Source organism: Streptomyces sp. NPDC033178 (assembly GCF_055577685.1).
This window is the reverse complement of the sequence record NZ_JBVIPT010000009.1, coordinates 127,239-148,517: the sequence shown is the minus strand read 5'-3', so window position 1 is coordinate 148,517 and position 21,279 is coordinate 127,239. Positions and strand designations below refer to the sequence as shown.

The following is a 21,279-nucleotide window of genomic DNA, read 5'->3' as shown; positions in this document are numbered from 1 at the left end:
CCTCGCTCCCCCCCTCCCCTTCCCCCCCCCCTCCCTCCCCCCTCGGCGGCCCCCCCTTGTGTTGGGCCCCCCCCCCCCCCCCCCACCCTCCTCCCCCCCCCCCCCACCCCCCCCCCCCCCCCCCCCCCACGACGCTTTTCCCTTGACACCCCGCCAGTAACTCCGGACCCCGCCGTTCCCTCACGGTGTGACGTGTGGCACCATGCTGGCCACCCCCACCGGCACAGCCCTCACAGGAGACACTTCCTAGTGCAGCAATCCGCCGTTCCGGAACTGGCACACACGCACACCCGTCCGATCCACTGGCTGGCCACGGCGACCGCCCTCGCCGGAGTCGTCGCGGCCTCCGGCTTCCTGCAGCCCGACCGGGCCACCGCCGCCCAGCACGGCCCCGAGGCGAAGACGGCCCCCGCCGCCGTGGCGCCCCCCGACCCGGCCGGCGTCGAATTCCCGATCGAGTGCGGTCCCACCGAGGCCGCTGTCCAGAAACAGGCCTCCGGCGACCTCGACGGCGACGGCCGCCCCGAGACGGTCGCCGTGGTCCGCTGCGAGGCCGGCTCCGGCACTCCGCCGAGCGGTGTCTACGTCGTCACGCGGTCCGCGGACGACCCGAAGCCCCGAGTCGTCGCCACGTTGGTCGACCCGAAGGACCGGCTGAGCGTCAAGGACTTCGCCGTCCGCGACGCCACGATCACCGCGACCCTCCTCGGCTACTCGTCGCGCGACGTACCGAGTTGCTGTCCGGACGTGACCGAGCGCGCCAAGTGGCAGTGGAAGAACGGCGCGTTCGTCCGCTCGACACCGTCCGAGGCCCACAGCGTGTAAGACGAGGGCAGGACGTGAGAAATCAGACAGGGTGTCACGCGGAGTGGTTGTTAGGTCACTCCGCGTCGGGGCCGTAGACCTCGACCCTGTCCGAAACGCGACGCACATGGATGCAGTCGCCCGGACACTCCTTCGCGGAGTCGGCGACATCACGCAGAAGCGTCAGCGGTACGGGCGTTGTGGCGCCCGGGGCCTGCAGGAGTTCGTCCTGGGAGCTCTTCACGTAGGCCAGGCCGTCGATGTCCAGCTCGAAGACCTCGGGGGCGTACTGGGCACAGATTCCGTCGCCGGTACAGAGGTCCTGGTCGATCCAGACCTCAAGCCCCTCGCCGTCGACTCCGGCCTCCTGCTGCACGGTCGTTTCTCCTGCCGTTTCCTGCGCCGAGCGATCCGAAGACTTGGGAATCGGGCCAGCTCTGGCGGGTGTTGAACACTTCGACCCTACCTCCGTCGGCTTCCCAATCATGTTGTGTGGGTATTCCACTGGCGTGAGGGAGAGCGCAAGGGTGAAGATCGGACACACCTCGACCGTCTTTGTGATCTAGGGGTTTCAATCGACACCCACCCAGGTAGGGTCTGGAAGCGTCCAGCTCCCCTTGGAGGAGGTGAGGACCGTGGCAGCCCACGACGACGACATGAACCGCGGCATCCGCCCGGGACGAGGGTCCGACGACCCGTCCGGGCAGATTGCCTACCTTGAGCAGGAGATCGCCGTCCTGCGACGCAAGCTCGCCGACTCTCCGCGACACACGAGGATTCTCGAAGAGCGGATCGTCGAGCTGCAGACAAACCTGGCCGGCGTGTCCGCGCAGAACGAGCGGCTCGCCAACACCCTCCGAGAGGCCCGCGACCAGATCGTGGCACTCAAGGAGGAGGTCGACCGGCTCGCGCAGCCGCCGGCCGGCTTCGGTGTCTTCCTCGTCGCGAACGAGGACGGCACGGCAGACATCTTCACCGGGGGCCGCAAGCTCCGAGTGAACGTCAGCCCCAGTGTCGAGCTCGAAGAGCTCAGGCGTGGCCAGGAAGTGATGCTCAACGAAGCTCTCAACGTGGTCGAGGCCATGGTGTACGAGAGCATCGGCGACATCGTCACCCTCAAGGAGATCCTCGAGGACGGTGAGCGCGCCCTCGTGGTGGGGCACACCGACGAGGAAAGGGTGGTGCGGCTCGCCGAGCCGCTGATGGATGTCACCATCCGCCCCGGCGACGCCCTGCTGCTCGAACCCCGCTCCGGCTATGTCTACGAGGTCGTTCCCAAGAGCGAGGTCGAGGAACTCGTCCTCGAAGAGGTCCCGGACATCGGCTACGAGCAGATCGGCGGTCTGGGCGGCCAGATCGAGATGATCCGCGACGCGGTCGAGCTCCCGTACCTCTACCCCGATCTGTTCAAGGAGCACGAACTGCGGCCGCCCAAGGGCGTACTGCTGTACGGGCCCCCCGGATGCGGCAAGACGCTCATCGCCAAGGCCGTCGCCAACTCGCTGGCCAAGAAGGTCGCCGAGGTGACCGGACAGGCCACGGGCAAGAGCTTCTTCCTCAACATCAAGGGTCCCGAGCTCCTCAACAAGTACGTCGGTGAGACCGAGCGGCAGATCCGCCTCGTCTTCCAGCGTGCTCGTGAGAAGGCCAGCGAGGGCACCCCCGTCATCGTCTTCTTCGACGAGATGGAGTCCCTGTTCCGCACCCGTGGATCGGGCGTCAGCTCGGACGTGGAGAACACCATCGTCCCGCAGCTGCTCGCCGAGATCGACGGCGTGGAGGGCCTGCAGAACGTGGTGGTGATCGGCGCCTCGAACCGCGAGGACATGATCGACCCCGCGATCCTGCGTCCCGGCCGTCTGGACGTGAAGATCAAGATCGAGCGTCCGGACGCCGAGGCGGCCAAGGACATCTTCGCCAAGTACCTCACCGAGCGCCTCCCGCTGCACTCCGACGACGTCGGCGAGCACGGCGGCAGCAAGACCACCACCGTCCAGAGCATGATCCAGACCGCCGTCGAGCACATGTACACCGAGTCCGAGGAGAACCGCTTCCTCGAGGTCACGTACGCCAACGGCGACAAGGAAGTCCTGTACTTCAAGGACTTCAACTCCGGCGCCATGATCGAGAACATCGTCGGTCGCGCCAAGAAGATGGCGATCAAGGACTTCCTAGAGCACAGCCAGAAGGGTCTGCGGGTCTCCCACCTGCTCCAGGCCTGCGTGGACGAGTTCAAGGAGAACGAGGACCTGCCGAACACCACGAACCCGGACGACTGGGCCCGAATCTCCGGAAAGAAGGGCGAACGGATCGTTTACATCCGGACACTCATCACCGGAAAGCAGGGCGCGGACACCGGACGCTCCATCGACACGGTGGCGAACACCGGTCAGTACCTGTAAAAGACAGGGTGGCTGCGGGTGCCCTCACTGGGTACCCGCAGCCGACTGTTTTCCAGGGCACAGCTGGAGCTGAGCAATGACGCAAATGATCTCCCCACCAGCGCAAAGGCGCTCTAGGCTCTTCGGTACCGCCGAGTCGCGCAGTGCGGGGACGGGCACCGCACACGCACCGGAGCGCCAGCGGTACTTGAGCTGCGTCCCCGACCGAGGACGCAGCCGGGCAAGGAGGGCCGCATGACCGTACGGCGAGTAATGGGCATCGAGACGGAGTACGGGATCTCCGTCCCCGGCCACCCCAACGCCAATGCCATGCTCACCTCGTCCCAGATCGTCAACGCCTACGCGGCGGCGATGCACCGGGCCCGGCGGGCCCGCTGGGACTTCGAGGAGGAGAACCCGCTGCGGGACGCGCGGGGCTTCGACCTCGCCCGCGAGGCCGCCGACTCCAGTCAGCTCACCGACGAGGACATCGGCCTCGCCAATGTGATCCTCACCAACGGGGCGCGGCTCTACGTCGACCACGCACACCCGGAGTACAGCTCCCCAGAGGTGACCAATCCGATGGACGCCGTCCTGTGGGACAAGGCCGGCGAGCGCATCATGGCGGAGGCCGCGGAGCGCGCGGCCCAGCTGCCCGGTGCCCAGCCGATCCACCTCTACAAGAACAACACCGACAACAAGGGCGCCTCGTACGGCACGCACGAGAACTATCTGATGAAGCGGGAGACCCCCTTCTCGGACATCGTGCGCCATCTCACGCCGTTCTTCGTCTCACGCCAGGTCGTCACCGGAGCGGGCCGCGTCGGTATCGGCCAGGACGGGCACGAGCACGGCTTCCAGCTCAGCCAGCGCGCCGACTACTTCGAGGTCGAGGTGGGCCTCGAAACCACTCTGAAGCGCCCGATCATCAACACGCGTGACGAGCCGCACGCGGACGCCGAGAAGTACCGCCGCCTGCATGTGATCATCGGCGACGCGAACCTCTCGGAGATCTCGACCTATCTCAAGCTCGGCACGACCGCCCTCGTCCTGTCGATGATCGAGGACGGCTTCATCGCCGTGGACCTCGCCGTGGACCAGCCGGTGCGCACGCTGCACCAGGTCTCGCACGACCCGACCCTCAAGCGCCTGATCACTCTCCGCAGCGGCCGGACACTCACCGCGGTCCAGCTGCAGATGGAGTACTTCGAACTGGCGCGCAAGTACGTCGAGGAGCGGTTCGGCGCGGACGCGGACGAGCAGACCAAGGACGTACTCACTCGTTGGGAGGACGTCCTGGGGCGCCTGGAGAGCGATCCCATGAGCCTGGCGGGCGAGCTGGACTGGGTGGCCAAGCGGGAACTCATGGAGGGCTACCGGCGCCGTGACAGCCTCGAATGGGATGCCGCACGGCTGCACCTGGTCGACCTCCAGTACGCCGACGTGCGCTCCGAGAAGGGCCTCTACAACCGTCTCGTGGCCCGCGGCAGGATGAAGCGCCTGCTGGACGAGACGGACGTGGAGCGGGCCCGGACGAAGCCGCCGGAGGACACACGCGCGTACTTCCGCGGGCGCTGCCTGGAGCAGTACGCGGACGACGTCGCGGCGGCCTCCTGGGACTCGGTGATCTTCGATCTGCCGGGCCGGGACTCGCTCCAGCGGGTCCCAACCCTCGAGCCGCTTCGCGGAACGCGTAATCACGTCAAGGAGCTCCTCGACCGCTGTCGTACGGCGGAAGACCTGGTCAGGGTCCTTTCGGGCGGCTGATCGGGCCGCCGAGGCCCTCGGGCCGATGCGGCAGGGCGAGGTGGAAAGAGGCGGCGTCCGGGAATCATCGAGGTGGCCCCCGGACGTTGTAGCAACTGCGGGGCCGATGTCGGACCCTGCTTGTAGGGTCTGATCAAGAACGTCGAACCGAGCGGGGTGAGGGTTATGGCGACCAAGGACACCGGCGGCGGACAGCAGAAGGCGACGCGCAACACCGAGGAGGTCGAGGAGACCGCGCAGGACGCGCAGGCATCCGAAGACCTCAAGGAGCGCCAGGAGAAGCTGTCGGACGATGTCGACTCCGTACTGGACGAGATCGACGACGTCCTCGAGGAGAACGCAGAGGACTTCGTGCGTTCCTTCGTTCAAAAGGGCGGAGAGTAACCCCGGTTGTCCGCCCCGGAGTCGGCCCGTTCCATCGGGTCGGCGCCGGGACGGATGACTGGCGTGGGTACGGGTATGGTCCGTGCACAGATTTGATGATCGGCTCGGCCGTCCCCGGCGGGCCGCCGCCTACGTGGAAGGACATCGCGTGGAAGCCAACCCTCGTAGCACCGGGCGTCTGCCGGCTGCCTTCCTGACGCCCGGCTCGTCCTCGTTCATGGACTTCCTGTCCGAACACCAGCCGGCCATTCTCCCGGGCAACCGGCAGCTGCCGCCCATGAAGGGCGTCATCGAGGCACCGCACGGGACCACGATCGTGGCCGCCACGTTCCCCGGCGGTGTCGTGCTCGCGGGTGACCGTCGGGCCACCATGGGCAACATGATCGCCCAGCGCGACATCGAGAAGGTCTTCCCGGCCGACGAGTACTCGGCGGTGGGCATCGCCGGTACGGCCGGTCTGGCCGTGGAGATGGTGAAGCTGTTCCAGCTGGAGCTGGAGCACTTCGAGAAGGTGGAGGGCGCCACGCTCTCCCTGGAGGGCAAGGCGAACCGCCTCTCCACGATGATCCGGTCCAACCTCGGCATGGCCATGCAGGGCCTGGCCGTGGTCCCGCTCTTCGCGGGGTACGACGTGGACCGCGAGAAGGGCCGCATCTTCTCGTACGACGTGACGGGCGGCCGCTCCGAGGAACACGGCTTCGCGGCCACGGGCTCCGGCTCGATCTTCGCCCGCGGCGCCATGAAGAAGCTCTACAGCAAGGACCTGACCGAAGACCAGGCCACGACGCTCGTCGTACAGGCGCTGTACGACGCGGCCGACGACGACTCGGCGACCGGTGGTCCCGATGTCGCCCGCCGGATCTACCCGATCGTCACCGTGATCACCGCAGACGGGTTCCGCCGCCTCACCGACGACGAGTCCTCCGAGATCGCCCGCTCGATCCTGGAGCGGCGCCTTGAGCAGCCCGACGGCCCGCGGGCCGCGCTGCTCTGACAGCGGACCTCTTGTCAAGGTGATCGAGTGACTTCCACAGAAAGGGACGGATAGCCGGTGTCGACGCCGTTCTATGTATCACCCCAGCAGGCCATGGCCGACCGGGCGGAATACGCCCGCAAGGGCATCGCCCGTGGCCGCAGCCTCGTCGTGCTGCAGTTCGCCGACGGCATCGTGTTCGTCGGCGAGAACCCGTCCCGTGCGCTGCACAAGTTCAGCGAGATCTATGACCGGATCGGTTTCGCTGCCGCAGGCAAATACAACGAATACGAGAACCTCCGGATCGGCGGCGTCCGTTACGCCGACCTCCGGGGCTACACCTACGACCGTGACGACGTGACCGCCCGCGGTCTCGCCAATGTCTACGCCCAGACGCTCGGCACGATCTTCTCCTCCGCGGCGGAGAAGCCGTACGAGGTGGAGCTGGTCGTCGCCGAGGTGGGGGAGACCCCAGAGGGCGACCAGATCTACCGCCTTCCGCACGACGGGTCGATCGTGGACGAGCACGGCTCGGTCGCGGTCGGCGGCAACGCCGAGCAGATCAGCACCTACCTGGACCAGCAGCACCAGGAGGGGATGTCGCTCGCCGAGGCGCTCAAGCTGGCCGTTCAGGCGCTGTCGCGCGACACGAACGGCACTGAGCGGGAGATTCCCGCGGAGCGGCTGGAGGTCGCGGTGCTCGACCGGACGCGGCCGCAACAGCGCAAGTTCAAGCGGATTACCGGCCGGCAGCTCGGTCGGCTGTTGGAGGAGGGTGGGGCGTCCACCGCCGCGGAGGCCGAGGACCCGGAGGATGAGGAGTGACCTCCTCGACCTAGTTGTCTCTTGTGTGCCCCCGGCCTTTCGCAGGCCGGGGGCACGTGGGTTTCCGGGGTGAGGGTCGGTTTTCTGCGTGTGGGTTGGTCTGGGCTGAGTGCGCAGTTCCCCGCGCCCCTTATGGGGCGCCTGGTGGGGCTGTGGAGCCTCGGATCACCAGGTGTACCGGGATGTCCTCGCCGATGGGCTCGCGGGCGTTCAGGACGGCCAGGAGGGCTTCCATGCCGCGTTCGCCGAAGAGGTCGGCGTTCAGGCGGACCGTCGTGAGCTCCGGGTCCAGGGCCGTGGCGAGGGCCAGGTCGTCGAGGCCGGTGACGGAGAGGTCGTCGGGGATGCGCAGGCCCAGGCGGCGGGCGGCCTTGTAGGCGCCTGCGGCCAGTTTGTCGTCGTCGCAGACCACGGCGGTGGGGCGGGGGCCGGGCGCGGCCAGGGCGGTCTCGGCCGCGGCCAGGGCGCCCTCGATGGAAATTGGGGCCGGGGCCGTGCGGAGCTCCGTGCCCGGGACCGCGGCCAGGCGCTCGGCGAGCTCGCGGGCGCGAATGTCGAAGGTCCAGGACGGGATGTCCGCCGCCAGGTGCAGGAAACGGCGGTGCCCCAGGCCCAGCAGATGCTCCGCGACCTGCCGCACGCCGTCGCGGATGTCGAGGTTGACCGTTGCCGCGCCCGTACTGCCCGCCGGATCGCTGTCGAGCATCACCAGGGGCAGCTGGTCGCCGCGGATCGCCGTCAGGGCGTCGGCGGCCATGGAGGAGGCGATGACGCCGTCCAGGGCGGCCTGTGCGGAAGCGAAGGGGTCCCGGGCCGGACCGATGCCCTCGGGGGAGGGGTAGAGCACCACTCCGAAGCCGTGCTCGGCGGCCACCCGGGCCGCGCCCGTGTAGACGCCGGCGAAGAACTCGGTCGTCAGGGCAGGCACCACCAGCAGGACCGTACGCGTGCTGCCCAGGCGCAGGTTGCGGGCCGCGAGGTTGGGCCGGTAGCCGAGTTCCCGCGCGGCCTCCCGTACGCGCTCCGCCGTCGGCTCGGAGACCCGCCCGCGCCACTTGTCGCCGAGCACCAGGGAGACGGCCGCCTGGGACACTCCCGCGGCCTGGGCGACGTCACGGCTCGTGGGGCGGGGGCTGCCTGCTGCCACCGGTGACCTGTCTTTCTGCTGGACTCGCGGACAGCGCACATGGTACGTATGACGAACGAAGTTATACGTAACACCTCCGAGGCCTCCGACGGCGCGGACGGGAAAACTCGGGCATTCTGGAGCCGAAAGGGGCGGGGCATGGCCACCGGTTATCTGGAGATCCTCCGAGCGAAACACGCCATGCGGCTGCTCGTCGGCACCCTGGTGGGCCGGCTGCCGAACGCGACCTCCGCGATCGCCATCGTGCTGTTCATCCGCGCCGAGGGCGGCAGCTACAGCCTCGCCGGAGCGCTCGCCGCGGTCTACGGAGTGGCCAACGCGGTGGGCCAGCCGCTGCTCGGCCGTCTGGTGGACCTCTACGGCCAGCCGCGGATCCAACTGCCCGCCGCGCTCGTCTCCGCCCTCGCCACCACCGTGTTCGCCCTCACCGGCACCGAGGTGCTTCCGCTCGCGTACGCCCTGATAGCCCTCGCCGGACTGTTCACGCCGCCCCTGGAGGGCGGTCTGCGGGCGCTGTGGCCCTCCGTCCTCCGTAAGGAGGACCAGGTGCACACGGCGTACGCGATGGACGCGGTGGCGCAGGAAGTCATGTTCACCGTCGGGCCGTTGCTCGTGACGCTGTGCGTGGCCCTGTGGTCCGCCCAGGCCGCGCTGATCATCCTCAACGTCATCGGCGTGCTGGGCGCGCTCTCCGTGGTCGTCTCACGGCCCTCGCGCGCGTGGCGTTCGGCGCCGCGCGAGGCGCACTGGCTCGGCGCGCTGCGCTCGTCCGGACTCATCGCCCTGCTCGGCGCGTTCCTTTTTGTCGGAATGGCGCTCGGTGCCATCACGGTCGCGAGCGTGTCCTACGCGGACGACCACGGCGGCGACGCGACGTACGGCTGGCTGATGTCCGCCATCGGGCTCGGCGCGCTCGTCGGGGGCACGGTCTACGGGGCGCGGCAGTGGGGCGGCGCGCCGGAGCGGCGACTGCGCGTGCTCGTCGCCCTTCTGGCGGTCTGTTATCTGCCGCTGATGCTCATGCCGGGTGTGGTCGCCATGACGGCGCTGATGGCCCTTGCCGGAGTCTTCCTCGCACCCTGTATCGCCTGCGCGTTCATCCTCGTCGACCGGCACGCGCCGAGGGGCACGGTCACCGAGGCGTTCTCCTGGCTTGTGACGACGTTCACCGTGGGAGCGTCCGTCGGGACGGGCCTCGCGGGACCGGTCATCGAGTGGGGCGGAGCCGTCCGGGGCTTCGCCGTATCGGCTGTCGCCGGAGGCGCCGCGCTGCTCGTTCTGCTGGCCACGGGGCGGGTCCTCGCAGCTACGGGCGGGGGCACGGTGGTCGGGGGCGGTTCGGAAAATGATCGAAACGGTGCCCCCGAACCCCGTTTCAGCACAGGCCATCAGGCGTAATGTTCAGTCATGGACCGCCGCATTTTCGGGCTGGAGAACGAGTACGGCGTCACGTGTACGTTCAGGGGACAGCGACGCCTGTCTCCCGACGAGGTGGCGCGGTACCTCTTCCGCCGTGTCGTGTCATGGGGCCGCAGCAGCAATGTCTTTCTGCGAAACGGCGCCCGCCTCTATCTCGACGTGGGATCACATCCGGAATACGCGACACCCGAATGTGACAACGTGACGGAACTGGTCACCCACGACAAGGCCGGCGAGCGCATTCTGGAAGGACTCCTGGTAGACGCCGAACGACGCCTGCACGAGGAAGGAATCGCGGGCGACGTCTACCTCTTCAAGAACAACACCGACTCGGCGGGCAACTCCTACGGCTGCCACGAGAACTATCTGGTGGCCCGTCACGGGGAGTTCTCCCGGCTCGCGGACATCCTCATTCCGTTCCTCGTCACGAGGCAGCTTCTCTGCGGTGCCGGCAAGGTGCTGCAGACCCCGCGTGGTGCCGTGTACTGCGTCAGCCAGCGGGCCGAGCACATCTGGGAGGGTGTCTCCTCGGCGACGACCCGCTCCCGGCCGATCATCAACACCCGGGACGAACCGCACGCGGACGCCGAGCGCTACCGCCGGCTGCACGTCATCGTCGGCGACTCGAACATGTCCGAGACGACCATGCTCCTCAAGGTCGGCGCCACCGACCTCGTGCTGCGCATGATCGAGGCGGGCACCGTGATGCGCGACCTGACCCTGGAGAACCCGATCCGGGCCATCCGCGAGGTCAGCCACGACATCACGGGCCGCCGCAAGGTGCGCCTGGCCAGCGGCCGCGAGGCCTCGGCTCTTGAGGTGCAGCGCGAGTACTACGAGAAGGCAGTGGACTTCGTCGAGCGCCGCGGTATCCGTACCGGCGTCGTCGACCAGGTCCTGGAGCTGTGGGGCCGCACGCTCGACTCGATCGAGTCCGAGGACCTCGACCGGATCGGTACCGAAATCGACTGGGTGATGAAGTACAAGCTCATCGAGCGGTACCGCGCCAAGCACAACATGACGATGTCGCACCCGCGTGTCGCTCAGATAGACCTCGCCTACCACGACATCCACCGTCGCCGAGGTCTCTACTACCTGCTGGAGAAGCGGGGCCAAGCCGCCCGGATCTGCAACGACTTGAAGATCTTCGAGGGCAAGTCCGTACCGCCGCAGACCACTAGGGCCCGGCTGCGCGGCGACTTCATCCGGCGCGCCCAGGAACAGCGTCGTGATTTCACCGTCGACTGGGTCCACCTGAAGCTCAACGACCAGGCACAGCGCACCGTGTTGTGCAAGGACCCGTTCCGTTCCGTCGACGACCGGGTGGAGAAGCTCATCGCCGGAATGTGAGTCAGGACGCGTCCGGGAGTGTTTCCGGAACGCAACGCGGGGCGCCGTACGTTTTCCGTACGGCGCCCTTCTCACGTCGTAGAGTTGCGCGCACGCCATCAACCAAGATCGACCGATACGAGGCCCCCACCGTGCGCCGACGCTCACTTCTTCTCGCCGTCCCCGCTGGACTGGTCACTCTCGCCGGATGCGGGGACGACGACAAGTCGGACAAGGCCAAGCCCAGCGACAGCCCGTCCCCATCGGCTTCGCCCTCGGCCTCGGCGCCCCCGCCGCCGAAGATCGTCGACGGACCGCTGCCGGGCATCACCGGCGGTGAGAAGTTCGGTGAGAAGCCCACCGTCGCCAAGGGCAGCGGTGACCCCTCGAAGGACCTCGCGGTCGAGACGGTCATCGTGGGCACCGGCCGGACGGTCGCGGAGAACGACTTCGTCCAGGCCCACTACCTGGGCCAGATCTGGTCCTCGGCGAAGGTCTTCGACAACTCCTTCGACCGCAAGACGCCGCTCGTCATCCAGCTCGCCCAGGGCCAGATCATCGACGGCTGGCGCTATGCCCTCGCGGGCAAGAAGGTCGGCAGCCGCGTCGAGATGGCTGTGCCCCCGACCTGGGGTTACGGCACGTCCGGCAACGCGCAGGCGGGCATCAAGGGCACCGACACGCTGGTCTTCGTGGTCGATATCCAGCAGGCGTTCAACGGCAAGAGCTCGGCCAAGGGTACGGCCGTCGCGCAGGACAACATCGACCTGCCGAAGGTCGGCACCAACACCGACGGCAAGGCCCCCTCCATCGAGGTGCCGAAGAAGGCCGCGCCGAAGAAGCTCGTCGCGAACTACATCCTGGAGGGTGACGGGGACGAGGTCGCCGAGAGTGACAGCCTCCTCGTGCAGTACAAGGGCGTGCTGTGGGCGGACGGCAAGGAGTTCGACTCCTCGTACAGCCGCGGGCAGCTCACGTCGTTCCCGCTCGCACAGGTCGTGAAGGGCTGGGCGCAGGGCCTGACCGGCAAGAAGGTCGGCAGCCGGGTCCTCATCGTGATTCCGCCGGCGCTCGGCTACGGGGACAGCCCGCCGCAGGGCAGCAGCATCAAGAAGGACTCGGTGCTCGTCTTCTCCGTCGACATCCTCGCGAAGATGTAGTCCCTTCGGGAATGCAAGACTGTCCGCGTTGCCTTGTCACACCGAGGCGTCGCAAACACGTGCCGCAAACCAAGCAGGAGCCAGAAACGTGAGCATCGAGAAGCCCGAGATCGACTTCCCGGGCGGCGAGCCCCCGGCGGACCTCGAGATCAAGGACATCTGGGAGGGCGACGGGGCGGTGGCCAAGGCCGGCGACTTCGTCAAGGTCCACTACGTGGGCGTGGCCTTCTCCACCGGCGAGGAGTTCGACGCCTCCTGGAACCGCGGTACGCCGCTCCAGTTCCAGCTGGGCGTCGGCCAGGTCATCGCGGGCTGGGACCAGGGCGTACAGGGCATGAAGGTCGGCGGCCGCCGTCAGCTGACCATCCCCTCGCACCTCGCATACGGCGAGCGGGGCGCCGGTGGCGGCCGTATCGCGCCCGGCGAGGCACTGATCTTCGTCTGCGACCTGGTCGGCGTCTGAGCCCTCGCGGAGGACCGGCCGGGGGAGACCGGCGGCCCGGTCGCCACGAGAGCCCGAGCACGACCCGAGCACGATCCGATCACCACGAGGGCCGGACGACGGTCCGGTGATCACGAAGGTCTGATCATGGTCCGATCTTCGTACGCCGTGTGATCGCGGTCCGACCGGACCCGATCACCTGGGGCCCATGCCAGTCCGGGCATGGGCCCTCGGCTTTTGCCACGACACCCCGGGGCGGTACGGTCATCGGTCGGAAGCACCATAGGGAAGGGCATCGATGGCCATTGCCAAGGCAGAGCGGCTGATGAACCTGGCGCTGTGTCTGCTCGGGACCCGGCGGCCGCTCAGCAAGCGCGAGCTCCGCGAGTCCATCGAGGCCTATCTGGAGGCGAGCTCGGACGACTCCTTCAACCGGATGTTCGAGCGCGACAAGGACGATCTGCGCGAACTCGGTCTGGTCATCGAGACGGTGGAGAACCTCGACGGCGAAGTCGGCTATCTGGCCCGCCGCGACAGCAACCGGCTGCCTCCCATCACCCTCGACGCCGAGGAGGCCGCGGCCCTCGGCCTCGCCGCCAAGGTCTGGCAGCAGGCCCGCCTCGCGGGCGCGGCGAGCGGCGCCCTGCAGAAACTGCGCGCCGCGGGCCTCCCCGAGGACGTCGATCCGTACGAGTCCCATGGCGCCCTCGAACCCCGCATCCCCGTGCACGAGGCCGCCTTCGAGCCCCTGATGCTCGCCTGCCGCGACCGGCGGCCCGTCGCCTTCGACTACCGCAAGGCGACCGCGGCCCGACCCGAGCCCCGCCTCGTCGAGCCGTGGGCCCTGGAGTGCTGGCGCGGTCACTGGTACCTGGCCGGCTGGGACCGCGACCGGGGCGCCGAGCGGGTCTTCCGGCTGTCCAGGATCACCGGCAAGGTCCGTACGCGCGGCGGAAAGTACACGGCCCAGGTGCCCGACGTGGTCACCGTGCGTGAGACCGTCGCGAGCTGGGCGGGGGACATCGCCGACCGCTCCGCGCTGATCCGGCTGCGGTCGGGCTCGGGGTACCCGCTGCGCGCGAAGGCCGCCTCCGTACGGGAACTCGGCGACGGGTGGGACGAGTTGGAGATTCCGTACGGGCACGGCCTGGATGCCTGGCTCGTCGAGTTCGGGCCCGACGTGGTCGTCCTGGAACCCGCCGAGCTGCGGGCCGACGTCGTCGACCGGCTGCGCGCCGTGGCCAAGGGCTGAGGGGGAACGTAAGAAAGTGGCAGGAAAACCGGCCAAGCCCACGAACGCGCTCGACCAGACCCGGCGGATGCTCTCCCTGGTGACATATCTGCGTGAGCGGCCCGGCGCCCGTGTCGAGGATGTCGCGCGGGCCTTCGGGATCACCGAGGACGAGCTGATCTCCGACCTCGACGTGCTGCCGCTGTGCGGGACCAGCTTCCGCGGGGGCGATCTGCTCGACATCGACACCGACGGCGACCGGATCTGGTGGCACAACCCCGACGACGTCGCCGAGCCGCTGCGGATCGCAGCCGACGAGGCGACCGCGCTGCTGGTGGCCGCACGGGCCGTGTCGACCCTGCCCGGACTGCGTGAGGGCGACCGGCAGGCGCTGCTGCGGGCCACCGCGAAGGTGGAGGCCGCCTCCGGGGAGGCCGCGGGGGCCAGCGCCCGGCTGTCGGTCACCTTCGAGTCCGAGGGCGGGGTCTTCGCCGACGTCGACCGGGCGATCTCCGAGCGCCGCCGGCTGTGGATCCGCTACTACTCGCCCTCGCGGGACGAGCTCACCGAGCGGGAGATCGACCCGATCCGCCTGGTCAGCGTCGGGCACACGTACGTGGAGGCGTGGTGCCGCCGCTCCGAGGCACGGCGCACCTTCCGGCTCGACCGGGTCGCCGAGATCAAGATCCTCGACGAGGCGTCCGCGCCGCCCGAGGTCGAGCTGCGTGACCTCTCCGAGGGCCTTGTGCAGCCGGCCGCGGAGGATCCCGAGGTGGTCGTGGAGGTCGGCCCCGGCGGGCGCTGGGTCGCCGAGTACTACCCGCACGACAGCGCCGAGGAGCTCCCCGACGGCGGCCTGCGCATCACCCTGCGCGCCCCCGACCCGGCGTCGCTGCGCCGGCTCGCGCTGCGGCTCGGCAGGGAAGGCCGGATCGTGTCGCCGACGGAGGTCGCGGACAGCGCCCGGCAGGCGGCCCGTGAGGCCCTCGCGGCGTACGACGGACCGCTGGGCGCCGGTGACACGGGGGACCGACCGCAGGACGTTCCCGGTACGCCTCGCGACGGTGGCCCTGGTGCCCCTCGCGGCGGTGCCCCAGGTGCTCCGCTCGACGGCGGCGGGGGAGCGCAGCGCCCGGACGACGGGCCGCACGGAGTTCATGACGGGCTGTACGGCAGGCAGGAGCAAGGGCTTTGAGCGGGTCGGCGATGTCTGGTATCAGTGAAATGTCCGTTGCGTCCGCGTTCTCGGGGATGACAAGGGTGGATCCCGTGGTGTTCAAGGCCGCGTGTCCCGACTGCCGGGCCGGTTTCGAACTCTCCGCGAACGCTCTGCGCCTGGTCATCGGCGCCACACATCGGACCACTTTCTACTCCTTCACCTGCCCGGAGTGCGGCGCCGCGGTACGCAAGCCGGCCGGGGAGCGCATCGTCGAACTCCTCACCGGCGGAGGGGTCCGGGCCCTGCGTCTGCACGCGACGGTCCAGGGGGCTTAGGGTCGAGCCATGTTCTGGCCGATGTTCGCGATCGCTGTGGGTTTCCTGGGAATCTCCGTCCTCGGCGTGCTCGCCGTCCGTGTCTTCCTCGAAGCGGAGCGTCTGGGCAGGCAGGTCACCGAGTCCGCACGCAGGATCAGCCGCGCGGCCGAGGATCTGGAACACGCGTCCGCCGGTGCGGCTCGTGCCGCGGACGCCCTCTGAGCCTTCCTGTCCATGCGCTTTGAGTCACTCCGACCTGTCTGGTTCGCAGGATCGGCAGGTACGCTGCTGGTCGCGGCCCGGAGAGCGAGGCGCCGACCGCAAACTGGGAGTACGCACAGGGATTGCCCCGCGTTTACCCCTGAGCGTTACGATCGCTGCCAGCACGACTGTCGGACAGACGTCCGACCGGTCGGGCAGCAACCCAACCACGCCGCCTCGGTGAGAAGGTAAAAGCTTATGTTCGGAAGGCTCGGCGCTCCCGAGATCATTCTCATCCTCGTCGTCATCATCCTGCTGTTCGGCGCGAAGAAGCTTCCGGACATGGCCCGCTCGCTGGGCAAGTCCGCCCGCATCCTCAAGAGCGAGGCCAAGGCGATGAAGACCGAGGGCAAGGACGACAGCGCCGCCCCGGCAGCCCCGCCGCACGACGACCAGTCCCAGGTCCAGCGCACCATCCAGGCCGCACCCGGTGACGTGACCAGCTCGCGCCCGGTCACCGAGCCGACGGACACGACCAAGCGCTGACGCAGGGCCGGTGACCGCCGGCCCCCTGCACGAGATGGGAACGTGGGTTGCTCAAGTCTGCCCGCAAGAACGAGGAGAAGGATCCGGAGGGGCGGATGCCCCTCGCGGAGCACCTTCGTGAGCTCCGCAACCGGCTCGCGAAGGCGATGCTGGCCATCGTCGCCGTCACGATCGTCGCCGCCTTCTTCTACAACGACATCATCAACTTCTTCACGGAGCCGATCCTCGACTCGGTGGGCTGTGCGAAGTCCTTCGAGGAGCTGGCGAAGCAGCCCGAGGACACCACCTGCGCGCAGATCACGATCAATGGTCTGCTCACGCCGTTCACCCTGGCGTTGAAGGTGTCCCTGATGGCGGGCGTCGTCTTCGCCTCGCCGATCTGGCTCTACCAGCTCTGGGCCTTCGTCGCGCCCGGCCTGCACAAGAGCGAGAAGAAGTACGCCTACGCGTTTGTCGCGTCGGGCGTTCCGCTCTTCCTCGGCGGCGGATTCTTCGCGTACAAGGTGCTGCCCACCACCGCGAAGGTGCTTATCGAGTTCACGCCGTTCGGCGTCGACAACCTGCTGCCGCTGGACGATCTGCTCGACCTCGTCACGCGCATGGTGCTCGTCTTCGGTCTCTCCTTCGAGCTGCCGCTGCTCCTGGTGATGCTCAACATGACCGGAATCATCTCCGGCAAGCGCATGTCCGGCTGGTGGCGCGGCATGATCATGGGCATCACGGTGTTCGCGGCGGTCGCCACGCCCAGCACGGACCCGCTGACGATGCTGGCACTCGCCGGGCCGATCTGGATCCTGTACTTCGTGGCCACCGCCTTCTCGCTGCTGAACGACCGCCGCAGGGCCCGTCGTGAGGCCGAGGGGCCGGACGACGACGAGGCCTCGGAGCTCGACCTCACACCCGAGGACATCGGCGAGATCGAGTCCGTGTCGGCGAACCGCGCGCTCCCGGCGCAGGCGGACCCCGAGCACGACCGGATCAACGGCTACGACGACGTGACCTGACGTCGCCGGACGACCCTGCCGGACGACGTTGTAGGGTCCGTGGCCGTGACCAGCGAGATCACCCTCTTCGTCAATCCCACCGCGGGACGCGGCCGGGGCGCCCGCGCGGCGCAGCCGGCCGCTTCCGCGTTGCGGGCGGCAGGCTTCTCCGTACGCACGGTCCTCGGGGAGAACGCAGCGGACGCCCTCACGCGCGCGCGTGCCGCCGTCGAGGCCGGCACGGGCGCCCTGGTGGCCGTCGGCGGCGACGGCATGGCGAACCTCGCCCTCCAAGTCGTCGCCGGGACCCGTACGCCGCTGGGCCTGGTCGCCGTCGGTACCGGGAACGACTTCGCGCGGGCCCTCGGACTTCCCGTGCGCGACCCCGCCGCCGCGGGACGGGTGGTCGCCGAGGCGCTCAAGGGGGCACGGCTGCGCGACATCGACCTGGGGCGCGTCGGCGGTACCTGGTTCGGGACCGTCCTCGCCTCCGGCTTCGACTCGCGCGTCAACGACCGCGGCAACCGCATGAGATGGCCCACCGGCCGCTTCACGTACGACCTCGCGATGCTCGCCGAACTCGCCGCCTTCAAGCCCTTCCCGTTCCGGATCACCCTGGACGACGGCGAGGTCCGCGAGATCGAGGCGACGCTGGTGGCCGTCGGCAACGGCTCCTCGTACGGGGGCGGGATGAAGATCTGCGCGGGCGCCGATCTCACGGACGGGCTCTTCGACGTCACCGTGGTCGGGGACTGCAGCCGCAGGTCGCTGCTCCGGGTCTTCCCGCAGGTCTACAAGGGGACACATCTCGGCCACCCCAAGATCACCGTGCATCGTGCGGCGAAGATCGAACTGGCTGCTGAGGGGATCACCGGATACGCCGACGGGGAGCCGCTCGGGCCGCTGCCGCTGACCGCGGAATGCATACGGGGCGCGGTGCGGGTCGCGGGGCCCTGAGCAGCGGAACGCGGCCCTGCGGGGACTTGCTGAGCTGGTCGGACGCCGGATCCACAGGCTCCGATCGGATAATGATCGTCCTGTTGTCAGTGGTGGCCGGTAGTCTCGAATGCACGATGACAGAGGATCTCTCACCGGCCGAGCGGTACGCGGCAGCCCGTAAGCGTGCTGTCGAGCAGGCCACCGCGCTCGCGGACTTCCGCGAGATGTACGACTTCGGCCTCGACCCCTTCCAGATCGAGGCCTGCCGGGCCCTCGAAGCGGGCAAGGGTGTTCTCGTGGCCGCGCCCACCGGCTCGGGCAAGACGATCGTCGGCGAGTTCGCCGTCCATCTCGCCCTCCAGCAGGGCAAGAAGTGCTTCTACACCACGCCCATCAAGGCACTGTCGAACCAGAAGTACGCCGACCTGTGCCGTCGTTACGGCGCGGACAAGGTGGGCCTGCTGACCGGCGACAACAGCGTCAACTCCGAGGCACCGGTGGTCGTGATGACCACCGAGGTCCTCCGGAACATGCTGTACGCGGGCTCGCAGACCCTCCTCGGCCTCGGGTACGTCGTCATGGACGAGGTGCACTACCTCTCCGACCGCTTCCGCGGCGCCGTCTGGGAGGAAGTGATCATCCACCTCCCCGAGTCGGTGACCCTGGTGTCACTGTCGGCGACGGTGTCGAACGCGGAGGAGTTCGGCGACTGGCTGGACACCGTCCGCGGCGACACCGAGGTGATCGTCTCCGAGCACCGGCCCGTGCCGCTCTTCCAGCACGTACTCGCCGGGCGCCGGATGTACGACCTCTTCGAGGAGGGCGAGGGCCACAAGAAGGCCGTCAACCCCGACCTCACGCGCCTGGCGCGCATGGAGGCCAGCCGTCCGTCGTACCAGGACCGCAAGCGGGGCCGCGCCATGCGCGACGCCGACCGGGAGCGCGAGCGGCGGCAGCGGTCCCGCGTGTGGACGCCGGGGCGGCCCGAGGTCATCGAGCGGCTCGACTCCGAAGGGCTGCTGCCCGCCATCACGTTCATCTTCAGCCGCGCCGCCTGCGAGGCCGCCGTCCAGCAGTGCATGTACGCGGGTCTGCGGCTGAACGACGAGGAGGCCCGGGAGAAGGTCCGCGCCCTCGTCGAGGAGCGCACGGCCTCCATCCCGACCGAGGACCTCCACGTCCTCGGCTACTACGAGTGGCTGGAAGGCCTGGAGCGCGGCATCGCGGCCCACCACGCGGGCATGCTGCCGACGTTCAAGGAAGTCGTCGAGGAACTCTTCGTACGCGGCCTGGTGAAGGCCGTGTTCGCCACCGAGACCCTCGCGCTCGGCATCAACATGCCCGCCCGCTCGGTGGTGTTGGAGAAGCTCGTCAAGTGGAACGGCGAGCAGCACGCCGACATCACCCCCGGCGAGTACACCCAGCTCACCGGCCGGGCCGGCCGCCGCGGCATCGACGTCGAGGGCCACGCCGTCGTGCTGTGGCAGCGCGGAATCAACCCCGACCACCTCGCGGGACTCGCCGGCACGCGCACGTACCCGCTGCGCTCCAGCTTCAAGCCGTCGTACAACATGGCGGTGAACCTCGTCGAGCAGTTCGGGCGGCACCGCTCGCGCGAGCTCCTTGAGACGTCCTTCGCACAGTTCCAGGCCGACAAGTCGGTCGTCGGGATCTCCCGCCAGGTGCAGCGCAACGAAGAGGGCCTTGAGGGCTACAAGGAGTCCATGACCTGCCACCTCGGAGACTTCGAGGAGTACGCGCGACTGCGCCGCGACCTCAAGGACCGCGAGACCGAGCTGGCCAAGCAGGGCGCGTCGCAGCGGCGCGCCGAGGCGGCCGTCTCCCTGGAGAAGCTCAAGCCGGGTGACGTCATCCACGTCCCGACCGGCAAGTTCGCGGGACTCGCACTCGTCCTCGACCCGGGGCTGCCCGCCGGGCGGTCCAACGGACACCGGGGCTTCGAGCACCACGACGGGCCGCGCCCTCTCGTGCTCACGGCCGAGCGCCAGGTCAAGCGGCTCAACACGACCGACTTCCCGGTGCCCGTCGAGGCGCTGGAGCGGATGCGCATCCCGAAGTCGTTCAACGCGCGCTCGCCGCAGTCGCGCCGTGACCTCGCCTCGGCGCTGCGCACCAAGGCCGGACACATCGTGCCCGAGCGGCACCGCAAGCGCCGCGCCGAGGCCGCCGACGACCGCGAGATCGCCCAGCTGCGCACGGCGATCCGGGCCCATCCCTGCCACGGATGCACCGACCGCGAGGACCACGCCCGCTGGGCCGAGCGCTACCACCGACTGCGGCGCGACACCGCCCAGTTGGAGAACCGCATCGAGGGCCGGACGAACACCATCGCCCGCACCTTCGACCGCATCGTCGCGCTCCTGACCGAGCTGGACTATCTGCGCGGCGACGAGGTCACCGAACACGGCAAGCGGCTCGCCCGGTTGTACGGCGAGATGGACCTGCTCTCCAGCGAATGCCTGCGCGAAGGGGTCTGGGAGGGCCTCGGCCCGGCCGAACTGGCCGCGTGCGTCTCGGCGTTGGTGTACGAGTCCAGGGTCGGCGACGACGCGATGGCGCCGAAGCTGCCGTCGGGCAGGGCGAAGGCCGCGCTCGGCGAGATGGTCCGCATCTGGGGCCGGCTCGACGCCCTGGAGGAGGACTTCCGCATCACCCAGACCGAGGGCGTCGGCCAGCGCGAGCCCGATCTGGGCTTCGCTTGGGCGGCGTACGAGTGGGCGTCCGGCAAGGGCCTCGACGAGGTGCTGCGCGAGGCGGAGATGCCCGCCGGTGACTTCGTCCGCTGGTGCAAGCAGGTCATCGACGTGCTGGGCCAGATCTCCGCGGCAGCGCCGGTCTCGTCCGGGGCGAGTTCGACTGTGGCGAAGAACGCGCGCAAGGCCGTTGATCAGTTGCTGCGGGGAGTGGTGGCGTACTCGTCGGTGGGGTGAGTCGGTGGGGCGGTGCGTCGGTGGGCGCGGGGCGGCGGGGCCGACCGTGTGTGCGGGGCGGGGCCGCCTGAGGGGGGCGGGTTGGCCGACGTGATTCGTCGGCTGCCTTGGGCGCGACAGCGAGATGGGCGGCGCCTGGCCTCTTCGGGGGCGTCTCGCGGGCCTTGGAGGGCTCGGAGGCCTTGTGGGGAGGGCTGGGGCGGTCGGCGCGCTTGGCAGGCGGCGGTTGGGGCGCCGGGGCGGACTCTGGCGGGCGTGCGGGGCACGGCTTGTGCGGCTCGTACGGCGCCCGTGCTTGGGCACGACCGGGCGGGCGTTGGC

20 protein-coding genes are annotated in these 21,279 nt (G+C 69.0%); 18 read left to right on the top strand and 2 right to left on the bottom strand.

Features of this window, described 5'->3' with window-relative positions; translation table 11 throughout:
- Positions 1-249: 249 nt before the first annotated feature.
- Positions 250-825: a hypothetical protein gene (locus tag ACZ5VQ_RS23225; RefSeq protein ID WP_469106524.1), complete on the top strand. Its 576-nt coding sequence runs from the start codon at positions 250-252 to the stop codon at positions 823-825.
- 55 nt (positions 826-880) lie between these two features.
- Here the strand turns inward: ACZ5VQ_RS23225 and ACZ5VQ_RS23220 are convergent, their stop codons facing one another.
- The gene (locus ACZ5VQ_RS23220; protein ID WP_055618382.1) at positions 881-1,180 is read right to left on the bottom strand and encodes a ferredoxin; all 300 of its coding nucleotides are present in this window, start codon (positions 1,178-1,180) and stop codon (positions 881-883) included.
- A gap of 259 nt (positions 1,181-1,439) precedes the next feature.
- Here ACZ5VQ_RS23220 and arc point away from each other — a divergent pair, with 259 nt between their 5' ends.
- From arc to prcA, 5 genes are all read left to right on the top strand, one after another.
- Positions 1,440-3,206, top strand: coding sequence for a proteasome ATPase (arc, locus tag ACZ5VQ_RS23215; RefSeq protein ID WP_469106523.1), 1,767 nt, complete (start codon positions 1,440-1,442; stop codon positions 3,204-3,206).
- Positions 3,207-3,440: 234 nt separating this feature from the next.
- Entirely contained in the window at positions 3,441-4,952 is a 1,512-nt protein-coding gene (gene dop, locus ACZ5VQ_RS23210) for a depupylase/deamidase Dop (RefSeq protein ID WP_361892120.1), read from the top strand.
- Between the two features lie 165 nt (positions 4,953-5,117).
- A complete protein-coding gene (locus tag ACZ5VQ_RS23205; protein ID WP_362077744.1) occupies positions 5,118-5,336 on the top strand; it encodes a ubiquitin-like protein Pup in 219 nt (72 codons plus the stop codon).
- A 148-nt stretch (positions 5,337-5,484) separates the two neighbouring features.
- The gene (prcB, locus tag ACZ5VQ_RS23200) at positions 5,485-6,330 is read left to right on the top strand and encodes a proteasome subunit beta (protein WP_055618379.1); all 846 of its coding nucleotides are present in this window, start codon (positions 5,485-5,487) and stop codon (positions 6,328-6,330) included.
- 57 nt (positions 6,331-6,387) lie between these two features.
- A complete protein-coding gene (gene prcA, locus ACZ5VQ_RS23195) occupies positions 6,388-7,134 on the top strand; it encodes a proteasome subunit alpha (protein ID WP_143635642.1) in 747 nt (248 codons plus the stop codon).
- Between the two features lie 130 nt (positions 7,135-7,264).
- Here prcA and ACZ5VQ_RS23190 read toward each other — a convergent pair whose 3' ends face one another.
- The gene (locus tag ACZ5VQ_RS23190) at positions 7,265-8,281 is read right to left on the bottom strand and encodes a LacI family DNA-binding transcriptional regulator (protein WP_469106522.1); all 1,017 of its coding nucleotides are present in this window, start codon (positions 8,279-8,281) and stop codon (positions 7,265-7,267) included.
- 138 nt (positions 8,282-8,419) lie between these two features.
- On the opposite strand from ACZ5VQ_RS23190, the gene ACZ5VQ_RS23185 reads away from it, so the two are divergent.
- The 12 genes from ACZ5VQ_RS23185 to ACZ5VQ_RS23130 all read left to right on the top strand — a co-directional run bounded on the left by ACZ5VQ_RS23185 (position 8,420) and on the right by ACZ5VQ_RS23130 (position 20,958).
- Entirely contained in the window at positions 8,420-9,679 is a 1,260-nt protein-coding gene (locus ACZ5VQ_RS23185) for an MFS transporter (protein WP_469106521.1), read from the top strand.
- Between the two features lie 9 nt (positions 9,680-9,688).
- Entirely contained in the window at positions 9,689-11,050 is a 1,362-nt protein-coding gene (gene pafA / locus ACZ5VQ_RS23180) for a Pup--protein ligase (RefSeq protein WP_143635636.1), read from the top strand.
- 131 nt (positions 11,051-11,181) lie between these two features.
- Positions 11,182-12,189 (top strand): FKBP-type peptidyl-prolyl cis-trans isomerase, encoded by a 1,008-nt coding sequence (locus tag ACZ5VQ_RS23175; protein WP_469106520.1) that lies wholly within the window; start codon positions 11,182-11,184, stop codon positions 12,187-12,189.
- 88 nt (positions 12,190-12,277) lie between these two features.
- Positions 12,278-12,652, top strand: a complete 375-nt coding sequence (locus tag ACZ5VQ_RS23170; protein ID WP_469106519.1) for an FKBP-type peptidyl-prolyl cis-trans isomerase — start codon at positions 12,278-12,280, stop codon at positions 12,650-12,652.
- Positions 12,653-12,929: 277 nt separating this feature from the next.
- Complete coding sequence (locus ACZ5VQ_RS23165) at positions 12,930-13,883, top strand: helix-turn-helix transcriptional regulator (protein WP_327394959.1); 954 nt, start codon at positions 12,930-12,932, stop codon at positions 13,881-13,883.
- A 16-nt stretch (positions 13,884-13,899) separates the two neighbouring features.
- On the top strand, positions 13,900-15,057 hold the full coding sequence (locus ACZ5VQ_RS23160; protein WP_469106518.1) for a helix-turn-helix transcriptional regulator: 1,158 nt from the start codon (positions 13,900-13,902) through the stop codon (positions 15,055-15,057).
- 11 nt (positions 15,058-15,068) lie between these two features.
- The gene (locus ACZ5VQ_RS23155) at positions 15,069-15,356 is read left to right on the top strand and encodes a hypothetical protein (protein ID WP_200399355.1); all 288 of its coding nucleotides are present in this window, start codon (positions 15,069-15,071) and stop codon (positions 15,354-15,356) included.
- Positions 15,357-15,365: 9 nt separating this feature from the next.
- Entirely contained in the window at positions 15,366-15,560 is a 195-nt protein-coding gene (locus tag ACZ5VQ_RS23150; RefSeq protein ID WP_055615502.1) for a hypothetical protein, read from the top strand.
- 237 nt (positions 15,561-15,797) lie between these two features.
- Complete coding sequence (gene tatA / locus ACZ5VQ_RS23145) at positions 15,798-16,085, top strand: Sec-independent protein translocase subunit TatA (protein ID WP_200399357.1); 288 nt, start codon at positions 15,798-15,800, stop codon at positions 16,083-16,085.
- Positions 16,086-16,132: 47 nt separating this feature from the next.
- On the top strand, positions 16,133-17,089 hold the full coding sequence (gene tatC / locus ACZ5VQ_RS23140) for a twin-arginine translocase subunit TatC (RefSeq protein WP_469106517.1): 957 nt from the start codon (positions 16,133-16,135) through the stop codon (positions 17,087-17,089).
- 45 nt (positions 17,090-17,134) lie between these two features.
- Entirely contained in the window at positions 17,135-18,025 is an 891-nt protein-coding gene (locus ACZ5VQ_RS23135) for a diacylglycerol kinase (RefSeq protein WP_469106516.1), read from the top strand.
- A gap of 71 nt (positions 18,026-18,096) precedes the next feature.
- The gene (locus ACZ5VQ_RS23130) at positions 18,097-20,958 is read left to right on the top strand and encodes a DEAD/DEAH box helicase (protein WP_362077774.1); all 2,862 of its coding nucleotides are present in this window, start codon (positions 18,097-18,099) and stop codon (positions 20,956-20,958) included.
- Positions 20,959-21,279: the final 321 nt, after the last annotated feature.